This is a genomic window from Phenylobacterium sp., assembly GCF_965229015.1.
Classification (GTDB): domain Bacteria; phylum Pseudomonadota; class Alphaproteobacteria; order Caulobacterales; family Caulobacteraceae; genus Phenylobacterium.
In genome coordinates this window covers 185,943-200,066 of sequence record NZ_CBDDIM010000002.1, presented here as the reverse complement: position 1 = coordinate 200,066, position 14,124 = coordinate 185,943, and the positions used below count along the sequence as shown (strand labels likewise).

At 70.6% G+C, this 14,124-nt stretch carries 12 protein-coding genes; 7 read left to right on the top strand and 5 right to left on the bottom strand.

The features are described 5' to 3' along the window. Positions 1 to 4 precede the first annotated feature (4 nt). Together ACO06I_RS17160 and ACO06I_RS17155 are read left to right on the top strand one after the other, a co-directional pair. The gene (locus ACO06I_RS17160; protein WP_421933836.1) at positions 5 to 457 is read left to right on the top strand and encodes a PaaI family thioesterase; all 453 of its coding nucleotides are present in this window, start codon (positions 5 to 7) and stop codon (positions 455 to 457) included. Next, positions 454 to 870 (top strand): PaaI family thioesterase, encoded by a 417-nt coding sequence (locus ACO06I_RS17155; RefSeq protein ID WP_421933835.1) that lies wholly within the window; start codon positions 454 to 456, stop codon positions 868 to 870. The genes ACO06I_RS17160 and ACO06I_RS17155 overlap by 4 nt, the downstream gene beginning before the upstream one ends. Positions 871 to 893: 23 nt before the next feature. On the opposite strand, the gene phnD is transcribed toward ACO06I_RS17155, so the two are convergent. Further along, positions 894 to 1,901, bottom strand: coding sequence for a phosphate/phosphite/phosphonate ABC transporter substrate-binding protein (gene phnD / locus ACO06I_RS17150; RefSeq protein WP_421933834.1), 1,008 nt, complete (start codon positions 1,899 to 1,901; stop codon positions 894 to 896). A gap of 118 nt (positions 1,902 to 2,019) precedes the next feature. Here phnD and ACO06I_RS17145 point away from each other — a divergent pair, with 118 nt between their 5' ends. Beyond that, complete coding sequence (locus tag ACO06I_RS17145; protein ID WP_421933833.1) at positions 2,020 to 3,705, top strand: lysine--tRNA ligase; 1,686 nt, start codon at positions 2,020 to 2,022, stop codon at positions 3,703 to 3,705. Between the two features lie 7 nt (positions 3,706 to 3,712). Here the strand turns inward: ACO06I_RS17145 and ACO06I_RS17140 are convergent, their stop codons facing one another. Then, the gene (locus ACO06I_RS17140) at positions 3,713 to 6,166 is read right to left on the bottom strand and encodes a zinc-dependent metalloprotease (protein WP_421933832.1); all 2,454 of its coding nucleotides are present in this window, start codon (positions 6,164 to 6,166) and stop codon (positions 3,713 to 3,715) included. 271 nt (positions 6,167 to 6,437) lie between these two features. Here ACO06I_RS17140 and ACO06I_RS17135 point away from each other — a divergent pair, with 271 nt between their 5' ends. The 4 genes from ACO06I_RS17135 (at position 6,438) to ACO06I_RS17120 (ending at position 11,195) form a co-directional block, all read left to right on the top strand. Beyond that, positions 6,438 to 6,905 (top strand): MerR family transcriptional regulator, encoded by a 468-nt coding sequence (locus tag ACO06I_RS17135; protein ID WP_421933831.1) that lies wholly within the window; start codon positions 6,438 to 6,440, stop codon positions 6,903 to 6,905. A 93-nt stretch (positions 6,906 to 6,998) separates the two neighbouring features. Beyond that, positions 6,999 to 8,786, top strand: a complete 1,788-nt coding sequence (locus ACO06I_RS17130) for an acyl-CoA dehydrogenase C-terminal domain-containing protein (protein ID WP_421933830.1) — start codon at positions 6,999 to 7,001, stop codon at positions 8,784 to 8,786. Positions 8,787 to 8,788: 2 nt separating this feature from the next. Continuing rightward, entirely contained in the window at positions 8,789 to 9,256 is a 468-nt protein-coding gene (locus tag ACO06I_RS17125) for an OsmC family protein (protein ID WP_421933829.1), read from the top strand. 220 nt (positions 9,257 to 9,476) lie between these two features. Then, positions 9,477 to 11,195: a response regulator gene (locus ACO06I_RS17120; protein WP_421933828.1), complete on the top strand. Its 1,719-nt coding sequence runs from the start codon at positions 9,477 to 9,479 to the stop codon at positions 11,193 to 11,195. Here the strand turns inward: ACO06I_RS17120 and ACO06I_RS17115 are convergent. The 3 genes from ACO06I_RS17115 to ACO06I_RS17105 form a co-directional block, all read right to left on the bottom strand. Continuing rightward, positions 11,192 to 11,602 carry a very short patch repair endonuclease gene (locus tag ACO06I_RS17115; protein ID WP_421933827.1) on the bottom strand — a complete coding sequence of 137 codons (411 nt, stop codon included), beginning with the start codon at positions 11,600 to 11,602 and terminating at the stop codon, positions 11,192 to 11,194. The two genes, ACO06I_RS17120 and ACO06I_RS17115, sit on opposite strands and share 4 nt — an antisense overlap. Before the next feature lie 32 nt (positions 11,603 to 11,634). Next, positions 11,635 to 12,627 (bottom strand): cysteine synthase A, encoded by a 993-nt coding sequence (cysK, locus tag ACO06I_RS17110; RefSeq protein ID WP_421933826.1) that lies wholly within the window; start codon positions 12,625 to 12,627, stop codon positions 11,635 to 11,637. Between the two features lie 331 nt (positions 12,628 to 12,958). Beyond that, positions 12,959 to 14,101, bottom strand: a complete 1,143-nt coding sequence (locus ACO06I_RS17105) for a DNA cytosine methyltransferase (RefSeq protein ID WP_421933825.1) — start codon at positions 14,099 to 14,101, stop codon at positions 12,959 to 12,961. Between the last annotated feature and the right edge of the window lie 23 nt (positions 14,102 to 14,124).

Sequence of the window (14,124 nt, the reverse complement as noted above, 5' to 3'; positions counted from 1 at the left end):
AGGCATGAGCGCCCCCGAACACCCCCTGCGCGAGATGGCCGTCCACATGGTGGAGACGGTGCCCCAGGCCGCCGCGCTCGGCTTCAAACTGGTGTCCGTCGGGGAGTCCCGGGGTTCGATCCTGGTTCCCTGGCGGGCCGAACTGGTGGGGGACCCCGCCACCGGGGTGATCGCCAGCGGCGTCGTCACCTCCCTGCTGGACCACTGCTGCGGCCTGGCCATCTCCTCGGCCAAGAACGAGCGCTTTCCCACCGCCACCCTGGACCTGCGCATCGACTACATGCGCCCCGCCGCGCCGCGCGCCGGGGTCACGGCGCTCGCCCACTGCTACAAGATGACGAGGTCCATCGCCTTCGTCCGCGCCCATGCCTGGGACGAGGACCCCGACGATCCCATCGCCACCGCCCAGGCCGCCTTCATCCTCAACGGCGCCCCGGCCCCCGGAGCGGCCCGATGAGCGAGGCCGGCGACCGCCTGCAGGGCTTCCTGGCCTCGGTGCCCTATATCCAGTTCCTGGGCATGCGTTGCGAGCTGGCGGGCGACGAGATGACCGCCATCCTGCCCTTCGCCCCCCACCTGGTGGGCAACACCATGCTGCCGGCCCTGCACGGCGGGGTGATCGGCGCCTTCCTGGAGATGACGGCGCTCGCCCAGCTCTCCGTGGTCCAGCAGACCCCGAAGGTCCACAAGACCATCGACGTCACCATCGAATACCTGCGCCCCGGCCGGGCGCTCACCACCTACGCCCGCGCCGACCTGCGCAAGGTCGGCCGCCGCATCGCCAATGTGACGGTGGAAGCCTGGCAGGAAGCCCGCTCCAGCCCCATCGCCGCCCTGCGCGGCCACTTCATGCTGAGCTCGGACGAATAGATCCTCCCCCAGGAGGGGAGCATCTAGGAGGCCGGCTTGGCCGCCTTCTCTTCCGCATGCACCGCGTCCAGCTCCGCCTGGGCCTTGGCGGCGGCGGCGGTGTCGCCCTTTTCCCGGGCCTCCATCAGCTGCTCGGTGGCCTCCATCTCGCGCACGGGCAGCAGGTGGGTGGCGTCGGCGCGCTTGAAGGGACCGCTCTCGATGCGGCGCAGGTTGTCGCGCTGGCGTTCGGCCTCCGGACCGGTCCCCACGCCATAGGAGAAGAAGAACTTGGCGATCCTGGCCTTTACCGCCGGGTCCAGGTCCTTGCGCCACAGCATGGGGTCCTCCGGAATGGTGGGGGAGGTCCAGATCACCTTCAGATTGGCCAGGGTCCGGTCCCCGGCCGCGGTGCCGTGCTGGGCCAGCCGGGCCATGGAGGCGGTGTTGTTGGTCGACGCGTCCACCACCCGGTTGGCCACGGCGTAGAGATTGGCCTCGTGGTTGGCCGAGCGGACGGTCTTGAAGCATTCGTCCGGCCGGATGCCCCGCGGCGCGAACAGATAGGTCATGGGCGCCAGGGTCCCGGAGGTGGACTTGGCGTCCCCCATGCCGAAGCTCAGGCTCTTGTCGCACTTGAGGAGGGTTTCCAGGGTGATCGGGCTGTCCTTGGCCACGATGATCACCGACTGGTAGCCGTCCTGGCCGCCGTCCGGCTTGGTGGTGCGGGCGAAGACCTCGCCGCCGGAGCGGCGCACCGCCTCCAGCCCCGACTGGTTGGTGAACCAGCCCATGTCGGTCTGCTTGAAGCGCATGGCCTCGATCAGGGCCGAATAGTTGGAACCATAGAAGGGCTTCACCTTCAGCCCGGTGGCCTTCTCCATGTCGGCCAGGAAGGGCGCCCATTCGGCGGCCTGGGTCGAGGCCTTCTCCGTCGACATGATGGAGAAGTTCAGGGTGTCGGTGGGGGCGGGCTTGTCCGCCGGCTTGGCGCAGGCGGCGAGCGCCAGGGTCGCGGCCAGCAGACTGAAACCCGCGCGGCGAGAGATCATCGAAACACCCTGCAAGACGTCCTGGCTCCCTGTTTCGCCTGTTCTTGTGACGCTTATCCGACGGCGGCCAGCGAAAACTAAGCTTGAGGCCCGGCACATAGGGCGCTAACGCCCGCCCATGTCCCTGCAAGGTCTTTCCCACCAAGCCCGTGAAGCCAAGAGCTGGCCCTTCGAACAGGCCCGCCTGCTGCTGGAGCGTATCCTGCGCCTGCGGCTCACCGACGCCGAGCGCGATCTCGCCGTCACCCTCATCGCCCAGGGCAAGGCGGCCGAGGCCGTCGCCACGCTTCCGGCCCTGGTGAAACCGGTGGTGTTCCAGACCGGCTATGGCCCGTCGGGCCTGCCGCACGTGGGCACCTTCGGCGAGGTGGCGCGGACCACCATGGTGCGGGTGGCCTTCCGCGCCCTGACCGACGACGCCATCCCCACCCGCCTCATCGCCTTCTCCGATGACATGGACGGCATGCGGAAGATTCCGCCCAACGTGCCCAACCAGGCGATGCTGCTCGAGGACATCGACAAGCCGCTGAGCGTGGTGCGCGACCCCTTCGGCACCGACGGCAGCTTCGCGGGGCACAACAACGCGCGCCTGCGCGCCTTCCTCGACAGCTTCGGCTTCGACTACGAGTTCATGTCGTCGAGCGAGACCTACCGCTCGGGCCGCTTCGACGCGACCCTGCTCACCGCCCTGGCCCGCTTCGACGCCATCCAGAAGGTCATGCTGCCGACCCTCGGCCCCGAGCGGCGCGCCACCTATTCGCCCTTCCTCCCTGTCAGCCCCAAGACCGGCAAGGTGCTGCAGGTCCCCACCCTGGAGCGCAACGTCGAGAAGGGGACCATCGTCTTCGACGACCCCGACGGCGGCCGCACCGAGGTCCCGGTCACCGGCGGCCACGTGAAGATGCAGTGGCGTCCCGACTGGGCCCTGCGTTGGACCGCCCTGGAGGTGGACTACGAGATGTCGGGCAAGGACCTGATCGACTCGGTCAAGACCTCGACGGCCATCGCCAAGGCCCTGGGGGGCGTGCCCCCGGTGACCTTCAGCTACGAGCTGTTCCTCGACGAGAACGCCGAGCGGATCTCCAAGACCAAGGGCAACGGCTTCTCCATGGAGGAGTGGCTGCGCTACGCCCCGCCGGAGAGCCTGGCCTATTACATGTTCCAGTCGCCGCGCTCGGCCAAGCGGCTCTATTTCGACGTCGCCCCCAAGGCCACCGACGAATATCTGCAGCAGCTCGACGCCTACAACCGCAAGCGGGCCGAGGGCTCCAACGAGCCGCAGATCGACAACCCGGTCTGGCACGTCCACCACGCCAACCCGCCCGCCGAGGGGTCGCCGGTCTCCTATTCCCTGCTGCTGAACCTGGTCTCGGCCGCCGACGCCTCCACCAAGGACATCCTCTGGGGCTTCCTGGAGCGCTACATCCCCGGCGCCACGCCGGCCACCCAGCCCCTGCTGGACCACCTGGCCGGCTACGCGATCAACTACTACGAGGACTTCGTGAAGCCCTCGAAGACCTTCCGGGTCGCCGACGGCCAGGAGCGGGCGGCGATGCAGGACCTGATCGCCCGGTTCAGGGCCCTGCCCGCCGGCTGCCAGGACGCCGAGCTGATCCAGAACGAGGTCTACGCCGCCGGCAAGGAGGCCGGCTTCGAGCCCCTGCGCCTGTGGTTCACCGCCCTCTACGAGGTGCTGCTGGGCCAGAGCCAGGGGCCCCGCTTCGGCTCCTTCGCGGCCATCTTCGGCCTGGAGCGCACCATCGCCCTGATCGAGCGCGGCCTGGCGGGGGAACTGGTCGGCTAACCAGGGCTCACCAGTCCCCGTCGTCGCCGATCGGCATGCCCGGCGGCACGGTGGGTTTCAGCTTGGGCTGGGCCAGCACCCGGGCCATCTCGTCGCGGTCGGCGATCAACCCCGCCAGCCGCAGGCGGTGGGCCCGGTCGGCGCCCTCGCCGGGCGAGGCCTTCAGCCGCGCGGCCAGGTCGGCCAGCCTCTGATCGATCTCCGCCGACACCGCCGGCGAGGTCCCGGCCCTGCGTGAGACCTCGGCCAGGTCCAGCACGGCGCGGGTCTGCACCCGTCGCGCGATCTCGGCGCTCCGCCCGGCGGCCGGGGCGAAGGCCGTGGCGATCAGCCGGTCCAGCACCTCGCCGGCGCCGGGCAGGGCGGCGTCGCGGCGGTGCTGTTCCACCAGCCGGCCCAGGCGGTCGGGGGCGGTCAGGGCCTCGATCGTCAGGCCGGCGGCCACGTCGGCGGCGGTGAGCGGATCGAACACCGGATCGCCGTCGAAGACCTCGATCTCGAATTGCCGGTCCCCGTCCCCGGACTGGCCCGCCGAGAGCAGCGGGATCAGGGCCTCGGGGGTGTCCAGCTCGGCGGGCCGCAGGGTCGCCAGCAGGGCCTCCAGGGCCGCGCGCTGCCCGGCGGCGGGCACGATGGGGGCGGCCTCGCGGGCGTCGCCCTTCACCGCATAGGGATAGTCGATCCCGGCCAGCTGCTTGGCGGCGGCGTCCACCTGGTAGCGGTGCAGCAGGAAGATCGGCACGTACTTGCGGCGCAGGCTCGCCACCGGCTCCCCGGCCCTCAGGGCCGAGAGGCCGAAGCGGTCGAGGGCCGCGCGGCGCACCCCCATCATCCGGGTCAGCTCGGCGACAGGGTCGGCCCCGTCGTCCCACAGGGCGCCCCAGGGCTGGGCGGCGCCGGCCGGACGGGAATCCCCGTCGGTGACATAGCGGGCGCCGGACGCCATCTCCGCCCGGGCCTTGGCCGCCAGGGCCGCCTCGCCGGCCGCGCCGGACGGAACCTGGCCATAGAGCCAGTCGACGATGAACCTGTCCCAGGCGCCCAGGCCCACCCCATAGGCGTCGGAGAGGTCGGGCTTGCCGGCCACCAGGGTCACCCGCGGGGCCGGATAGTCCATCACCGAGGCGCGGCCCTGCGTGCTGCCGGCGAAGTTGTGGGCGAAGCCCAGGGAGTGGCCCACCTCATGGGCGGCCAGCTGGCGCAGGCGCGCCAGGGAGACCTCGACGGGATCGTTGGGCCCGCCCGTCCCCACCTTGTCGGCCCCCACCAGGCCCTCGAAGATCAGCATGTCCTGCCGAACCCGCAGGGCGCCCAGCAGCACGCTGCCCTTGAGGATCTCGCCGGTGCGCGGGTCGCGAACCGACTGGCCCACCGACCAGCCGCGGGTGGCCCGGTCCACCCAGTTGATGACGTTGTAGCGGACGTCCAGGGGATCGACCCCCTCGGGCAGGATCTCCACCCGATAGGCGTCCTGATAGCCCGCCGCCTCGAAGGCCTGGGCCCACCAGGCGGCGCCCTCCTTCAGGGCGGTGCGGATCGGCTCGGGCGCGGCGCGGTCGACATAGAAGACGATGGGCTTCTTCACCGGCGAGCGGGCGGCGGTGGGATCGGTCTTCTCCAGCCGGAAGCGGTGGGCCACCTGGCCGACGATGTCGGCGCCCAGGGGGGCGGCGTAGTCCAGGACGGTGGAGCCGAACACGCCGGCGCGGGGATCGAACCGGCGGACCTCGTAGCCGGGGTCGGGCAGCTTCACCAGGCTGTGGCGCACCTGCAGGGTGATCAGCTTGGCGTCCGGGGCGATGTTACGGCTCTCGGGTCCCGGCGTGTCGGACTGATAGGTCTGGCGGGCCTCGAACTCCAGGTTCTCCGGAAAGACCTTCACCATCGAGGGGTCGGCGGCCGAAAGCTCCGGGACCAGGCGGTAGCCCTTCTCGTCGGCGCGCTTCAGCGCATCGGCCGCCCCCATGACGTCGCGGGTCAGGAAGGAAGAGATGTCCACCAGGATGCGGCCGTCGCCCTCGGTCCCGGCCACCTCGCCGGCCCAGACGATGGAGGTGGCGAAGGCCTCGCGGGCCGCGGTCTGTTCCGGAGCCGGGGCGCCGGCGGCGCGGAAACGGGGGTTCTCGTACTCGGCGAACACCTTCTTGCCGAGGCGGCGGAACACCAGGACCTGGGTGTCGCCGATGGCGGCGCGGTCCAGGCCCACGGGCGCCGAGCCCAGGCCGGCGCGCAGGGCCGTCAGATAAAGGAAGCGGCCGCTGACCCCGTCGGCGTCGGGGGCCGGCAGGGAGAGCAGGATCCTGCCCTTGGCCTTGTCCACATAGACCGGCAGCAGGCCCTCCTGGCGCTGGGCGCCGGCCGTCGCCTCGGCCGCGGCGGGCGCCTTGTCCCGGGCGCTCGCCGGCGCGCCAGTCAGCAGGACCAGGGCCGCCGCCGAGCAGAGCCAGATATTGCGTGTCATCGAACCGCCCCCAGATGGAGGGGTCAGCCTAGAGCGTGACAGCCTGAAGTGGCTACCGGTTCAGGCGCCCGTCACGTTCTAAACATGAGATTCGAGCCCGATTGTCCGTTTCAGATGAATCCATCTGAAACGGTCAGGCTCCGAGGGTCCGGACGCCGATCACAAGCCTGCGAGCTCACGCAAGGTGATCAACGATCATGTTGACGTTAACGGAATGCAGGCTTACGTTCCGGGCAACCAAGAAAACTCCGAGGGAGGACATCCAGTGCCCATGGAATTGCGCCGTCCGGCGCGGACCTTCACCATTCGCCAGCTCTGCCTGGAGTTTAAGTGCACGCCCCGGGCGCTGCGCTTCTACGAGGACAAGGGCCTGCTCTCCCCCGCCCGCGACGGCATGAACCGGGTCTATTCCTACAAGGACCGCGCCCGGCTGCAGCTGATCCTGCGCGGCAAGCGGGTCGGCCTGGCCCTGTCGGAGATCGGCGAGATCCTCGACCTCTACGAGGTCGACGACGGCGGCGCGGCCCAGAACATCAAGTCCCTCACCAAGTTCCGCGAGCGGATCGTGGCCCTGGAGGCCCAGCGCCAGGACATCGACAAGGCCATCGAGGAGCTCCGCTCCGGCTGCGACGCCCTGGAGGGCCAACTGGCCCGGACCCGGCCGGACCTGCTGCCCCGGGCGGCCGACTACGATCAGGTGCTGCGCGCCCGCCTGGGCGATCTCGAACACGCCAAGTAGTCTCCGGCGCCTTAGCGGCGGCGAGAACCTCAGCTAGTATCTCTCAAGGGCTCCCGACCCGTCGGGGGCCCTTTTGACAATTCCGGAGCGGACATGACCTACCAGCCCCCCGTGCGCGACCACGCCTTCCTGCTGCGCGACGTCCTGCAGATCGAGAAGTACGCCGACCTGCCGGCCTTCGCCGACGCCTCGATGGACGTGGTCCAGCAGATCATCGAGGAGGCCGGCCGCTTCACCAGCGAGGTCCTCGCACCCCTGAACGCCGTGGGCGACAAGGAAGGCTGCACCTGGCATCCCGACAACACGGTCACCACGCCCAAGGGCTTCAAGGAGGCCTACGCCCAGCTCGTCGAGGGCGGCTGGCCGGCGCTCGGGGCCGAGCCCGCCTATGGCGGCCAGGGCCTGCCCCACGTGGTGAACCTGTCGTTCTCGGAGATGAGTTCCTCGGCCAACATGGCCTTCTCCATGTATCCGGGTCTGACCCACGGCTGCTATTCGGCGATCCTCAACGGCGGCTCGGACGAACAGAAGAGCCTCTACCTGCCCAACCTGGTCTCGGGGAAATGGGGCGGGACCATGAACCTGACCGAACCCCAGTGCGGCACGGACCTCGGTCTGCTGCGCACCAAGGCGGTTCCCCAGGCCGACGGCAGCTACAAGATCTCGGGCCAGAAGATCTGGATCTCGGGGGGCGAGCACGACATGGCCGAGAACATCGTCCACCTGGTCCTGGCCCGCATCGAGGGCGCGCCGGCCGGGGTGCGCGGCATCAGCCTGTTCATCGTGCCCAAGTTCATCCCCGACGCCGACGGCAAGCCGGGCGCGCGCAACAGCGTCTTCTGCGCCGGCCTCGAGGAGAAGATGGGCATCCACGGCAACGCCACCTGCGTCATCCAGCATGAGGAGAGCACCGGCTGGCTGGTGGGGACGGAGAACCAGGGCCTGCGCCTGATGTTCGTGATGATGAACGAAGCCCGCATCGGGGTGGGACTGCAGGGCGTCGCCCAGGCCGAGGCCGCCTATCAGGCCGCCGCCGCCTTCGCCAAGGACCGCCTGCAGGGCCGCTCGCTGACCGGGCCGAAGAACCCCGACGGCCCCGCCGACCCGATCATCGTCCACCCCGACGTGCGGCGCATGCTGATGGACAGTCGCGCCATCATCGAGGCCGGCCGCGCCTTCCTGTTCTGGACCGCCCTGCACGGCGACCTGGCCCATGCCAGCCCCGACGAGGCGGTGCGCCAGAAGGCCGGCGACTACATGGCCCTGATGACCCCGGTGGTGAAGGGCTTCCTCACCGACAAGGGCCTGAAGGTCTGTTCCGACGCCCTGCAGATCCATGGCGGCTCGGGCTTCACCGAGCACTTCCCCGCCAGCCAGTACATGCGCGATGTCCGCATCGCGCTCATCTATGAGGGCACCAACGGCGTCCAGGCCCTGGACCTGGTGGGCCGCAAGCTGGCGGCCGAAGGCGGCCGGGCGGTGATGAGCTTCTTCGCCGAGATCGACGCCTTCGTCGACGCCAACGCCGGCGATCCGGCCCTGAAGCCCTTCACCGACGGCCTGGCCGACGCCAAGGCCAAGCTGCAGGAGGGCACCATGTGGCTGATGCAGAACGGCCTGATGAACCCCGACAACGCCGGCGCCGCCTCCACCGACTACATGCACCTCTTCGGCCTCACGGCGCTGGCCTATATGTGGGCCCTTATCGCCAAGACCGCCCAGGCCAAGATCGCCGCGGGGGAGACCGACTCCTACTTCGCCGACAAGCTGGTGGTGGGCCGTTACTACATGCAGCGCATCCTGCCCGACGCCGGCGCCCACCTGGCCAAGCTGGTCACGGGTTCGGAGCTGATGATGGCCCTGCCGGCGGAGGCCTTCTGACCATGGCCAAGTATGTCGCCGAGGTCCTCTGGACCCTCAAGGACGGCGAGGACTTCGCCAAGGGGCGTTACAGCCGCGGCCACAGCCTGACCTTCGACGGCGGGGTCGAGGTTCCGGCCTCGGCCTCGCCGCACGTGGTGGGCAAGTGGGCGGTGGAGGCGGCGGTCGATCCGGAGGAGATGCTGGTGGCGGCGCTCAGCAACTGCCACATGCTGACCTTCCTGCACCGCGCCCGGCTGGCCGGCTTCACGGCGGTCCGCTACGAGGACGCCGCCGAGGGGATCATGGCCGAGGTCGCCCCCGGGCGGCTGGGGGTCACCAAGGTCTGGCTGCGGCCGACGGTCACCTGGCGGGGCGACGAACCCACCGCCGAGGCCCTGGACCGGCTGCACCACGAGGCCCACGAGGAATGCTACATCGCCAATTCGGTGACCACCGAGGTCGTGGTGGAGCCGCGCCGCCCGGCCTGACTCCAGAGCGCGTCAGGCGGAACTGGATACCGGCTCCGCCGCCCGACATGCTCTCATGTCTTGAAGCTGGACCCTTCTCGCCGTTTCAGATGGGTCCAGCTGAAACGGTCAGGGTCTAGCGCAACCGACGGCGGTGGCGCTTTACCGATGGTTTAGGCCCCGGGGCTAAGCTGGCTCTCCAAGGGGCGTGCTCAGACCCTCACACCCAGGGGCGCCGACCATGGTGCAGAACTCCACCGACGATGGTCTGGCCAAGACTATGCTGGCCCGGGCCGCCGGCATGCGCACCCGCATGGTGTTCGCCGCGGTCTACGCCGTGGTCCTGGCGCCGGTTGCCGGCTGGACCCCCGCCGCCGCCTGGATCGCCGCCTACGGCCTGCTGCACACCGGCGAATTCCTCCTGTTCGCCACCGACAAGGCCCGCGCGCGCGCCTTCCGGCCCCGGCTGGCCCTGGCCATCCTCAGCCTCAACTCCATCATCTATGGGGCCCTGGCCCTGATGGCGATCGTGGGTGGGGGCTCGGGGGGCCTGATCTGCGGCGGCCTGTTCCTGGCCGGCGCCGTCCTCAACACCGTGGTCACCAATCAGCGGTCCCAGGCGGCCTATGTGGCGGCCATGACCCCCTTCGGCGTCTATCTGCTGCTCACCGCCGGCATGGCCTGGGCGATCAGCGGCGCCTCCACCTACGGGATCGCCGTCGGCATGGTGGGCGTGCTGCTGGTCTTCTCCTCCACCATCCTGTGGCGGGCCGCCGCCGAGGCCCTCGAGGCCCAGCGCCGCGCCCGCGAGGAGGCCGAACGCGGCCGGAGCGCCGCCGAGGCGGCCGCCGAGGTCAAGTCGGCCTTCATGGCCATGGTCAGCCACGAGCTGCGCACCCCCATCAGCGCCATCCTGGCCGGGGCCGAGGTCATCGAGCGCCATGGCGGGGCCGACGCCGCCGCAGGCGCCCTGATCGCCCAGTCGGGACGCATGATGCGCACCCTGCTCAACGACCTGCTGGACCTCTCCAAGATGGAGGCCGGGCGGATGAGCATCGAGACCGTCCCCTTCGACCTCGACGCCCTGGTGGAGGACACCACCGCCTTCTGGCGGGCCGAGGCCGAGAAGAAGGGCCTGACCCTGGAGCGGCTGGGCGCCGAGACCCTGCCCGCCTGCGTGGCCGGCGACCCCACCCGCCTGCGCCAGATCCTCAACAACCTGATCTCCAACGCCATCAAGTTCACCGACCGCGGCGCGGTGATCCTGGCGGTGAGCCACAAGGGCGAGGCCTTCCGCTTCGCCGTGGCCGACACTGGGCGCGGCCTGACCCCCGAGGAGATCTCCCGCCTGTTCGCCCCCTTCGAGCAGGCTCAGGCCTCCACCGCCCGCACCCATGGCGGCACCGGCCTGGGCCTCTCCATCAGCCGCCAGCTCGCCCGCCTGATGGGCGGCGACCTGGTCGCCGCCAGCCTTCCGGGCCAGGGGGCGCTCTTCACTCTGTCCCTAGACCTGGTGGAGGCCGCGGCGCCGGCCGAGCCGGCCCTGGAGGCCGCCCTGGGTCCGGCGCGGGTGCTGGTGGTGGACGATCACGAGGTCAACCGGCGCGCCGTGGCCCTGATCCTGGAACCCTACGGAGTGGAGCTCACCGCCGCGTCCAGCGGCGAGGAGGCCCTGACCCTGGCCGCCGCCCGCGTCTACGACGTCATCCTGATGGACGTCCAGATGCCGGGGATGGACGGCCACGAGACCTGCCGCCGCCTGCGCGCCACCCCCGGCCCCAACAAGGCCACCCCGGTGATCGCCTGCACCGCCGCCGACAGCGCCAAGGACTGGGTCGATAGCCTGGCCGCCGGCATGACCGACCACGTCGCCAAGCCCATCGACCCCGCCGCCCTGACCGCCGCCATCGCCCGCGTGCTGCCGGAGGCCGAGGACTCAGTCGAGACTGCGGCGGCCTAGGGCTGCAGCAAGCCCTCCAGCCGGGCCGTCAGGGCCTCGGCGTCCTTGAGGTCGCACTCCCAGATCGTCTCCACCCGCCAGTCCAGGGCCGTCAGGGCCTCGCGGGCGGCGGCGTCGCGGGCGCGGTTGCGGGCCACCTTGGCCACCCAGTAGTCGCGGTTGGCCTTGGGCACGCGGGCGCCGCGGGCGCAGTCGTGGCCGTGCCAGAAACAGCCATGGACGAAGATCGCCAGCCGGCGTCCCGGCAGGACGATGTCGGGCGAGCCCGGCAGGTCCTTGCGGTGCAGGCGATAGCGGGCGCCGAGCGCCGTGAGCGCCCGGCGCACCTTCATCTCCGGGGTGGTGCCCTTGCCCTTCACGGCGCGCATCACCGCCGAGCGCTTGTCCGGGCCATAGACGTCGGTCATGGCGACTCCTCCCCGCCCGGCGGGGGGCGCGCCTACAGCCCGTCGAAGAGGGCGGTGGAGAGATAGCGCTCGGCGAAGCTCGGGATGATGGCCACCACGGTCTTGCCGGCGAACTCGTCGCGCGACGCCAGGTCGAAGGCGGCCGTCAGGGCCGCGCCGGAGGAGATGCCCACCGGGATGCCCTCTTCGCGGGCCACCCGCCGGGCCATGGCGAAGCTGTCGTCGTTAGAGACCTGGATGATCTCGTCGATCACCCCGCGGTCGAGGATGGAGGGGACGAAGCCCGCCCCGATGCCCTGGATCTTGTGCGGGCCGGGCTTGCCCCCCGAGAGGATCGGCGAGGCCTCGGGCTCGACGGCGACCATCTTCAGGGAGGGCTTGCGGGCCTTCAGCACCTGGCCGACCCCGGTGATGGTGCCCCCGGTGCCGACCCCGGAGACCACGGCGTCCACCGCGCCGGCGGTGTCGTTCCAGATTTCCTCGGCGGTGGAGACCCGGTGGATCAGCGGGTTGGCGGCGTTGTCGAACTGCTGGGGCATGACCGCGCCCGGGGTGGCGTCCACCAGTTCCTTGGCGCGCGCCACGGCGCCGGCCATGCCGCGCTCGGCCGGCGTCAGCTCCAGCTTGGCGCCCAGGATCAGCAGCATCTTGCGCCGCTCGATGGACATGCTCTCGGGCATGACCAGGGTCAGCTTGTAGCCCTTGGAGGCGGCGACGAAGGCGAGCGCGATGCCGGTGTTGCCGCTGGTGGGCTCGATGATGGCGCCGCCGGGCTTGAGGATGCCGCGGGCCTCGAGGCTCTCGATCATCGCCACCCCGATGCGGTCCTTCACCGAGCCGATCGGATTGAAGAACTCCAGCTTGGCCAGCACGATCCCCTTGGGCTTCAGCGCCTTGGTGAGGTTGGGCAGGGCCACCAGGGGCGTGTCGCCGATGGTGTCGATGATGGAGTCGTAGATCTTGCCCCGGCCGGCGCGCTTGTAGCGGGCGGCGTCATAGGCGGAGGTGTCGGCGGCGTCGGCCATGGGTCTGGTCTCTGGAGGGGTCGCTTTGAGGGCCGACCCTACCCCCGTGGCCGGGATTTGGAAGGGAGGTTCTTGGCGCGGGAGGCCGAGGTTTTCTAATAACAACCGCTCATCCCGGCGAAGGCCGGGACCCAGATTCACCTCGAACCTTTGATCAGGAACCCCCGTTCGTGTGGTTCGTGTGGTTCGTGGACAATCTGTTGGGCCTCGGCGGCCGCACGGTCTCAAGAATTGGAACCACGAACCACACGAACCACACGAACGGGCGGGCCAACTTCAGGACCGCGGCATGAATCTGGGTCCCGACCTTCGCCGCGATGAGCGGTTTGTTCTACTCCGCCGCCAGCACCGCCGGCGACCCGTCCAGCAGGGGCTCGAGGATCGTCGCCGCCAGCCAGCGGACCGCCGGGACCGCCACCCCGTCGCCGATGACGTGCAGGGCCGAGGTGGCCGCCTTGGGCAGTTGATAGGTTTCCGGCAGGCCCATCAGCCGGGCGCCTTCCCGGGGGCTGAGCAGGCGGGTTCGGACCTGGCCGGCCTCCACCACAACCAGGGTCTGGCGCGAAGAGCCGCCGCGCGGGGTGCGCAGGCAGCCGGCCAGGCCGTCGAAACGGGCCTCGGCGCGCTGCACCCGCACGCCGTTCTCCGCCCGCATGCGGCGGAAGAGGCCCCCCACGGCCCGCTGGCCAGAAGCCTTGAGGGCGTCGAGCCGGGCCCGGTGCAGGGGCGCCATCAGGGCGACCAGGGCCTGGGTCCGGGCGGGCGAATGCCAGGTCACGGCGCCGTCGGGCTCCAGCAGGCTGGCGAGGTCGGTGTTGCGGGCGGCCGGCGCCGGGCCCCGCCACCAGACCCAGGCGGCGGCCAGGTCCTGCGGCAGGCGGGCCTGGGCCTCGCGCACGAGGCGGGTGTGGAAGGGGCTCTCTCCGATCAGGCCGGCGGGGACGGGCTGGCGCGTGGCCACCACGAAGACCCGGGGCCGCGACTGGGGCAGGAAGCGGGCGGCGTCGATCTCCAGGGCCCCGAAGCGGTAGCCCTGGGCGGCCAGGGCCCGGCACAGCGCGGTGAAGTCGGCCCCGCCATGGGAGGTCAGCAGGCCCGCCACGTTCTCGATCACCACCGTGCGCGGCGCGCGGCCCTCGGCGGCCAGGGCCTCCATCAGCCGCCAGAAGCCGAAGAAGGCCGAGGATCGGCCCCCCGTCAGCCCCGCCCGCGCGCCCGCCAGGCTGAAGTCCTGGCAGGGGGAGGAGGCCCAGGCGAGGTCGGCCTGGCCCGGCAGTTCGGACGGCGCCAGCTTCCAGACATCGCCCTGGCGGAAATGGTCCTCGGCGTCGGCGAAATTGGCGCGATAGGTGGCGGCCTTGGCGGCGTCGAAGTCGTTGGCGAAGGCGCAGGTCCAGGCCTCGCCCAGGCCGAGGCGGGCCATGCCGCCGCCGGCGAAGAACTCATAGAAGGGGCGAGGGGCGTTCCGACTCATCGCGGGAGAGTCTAGCCTGCTTC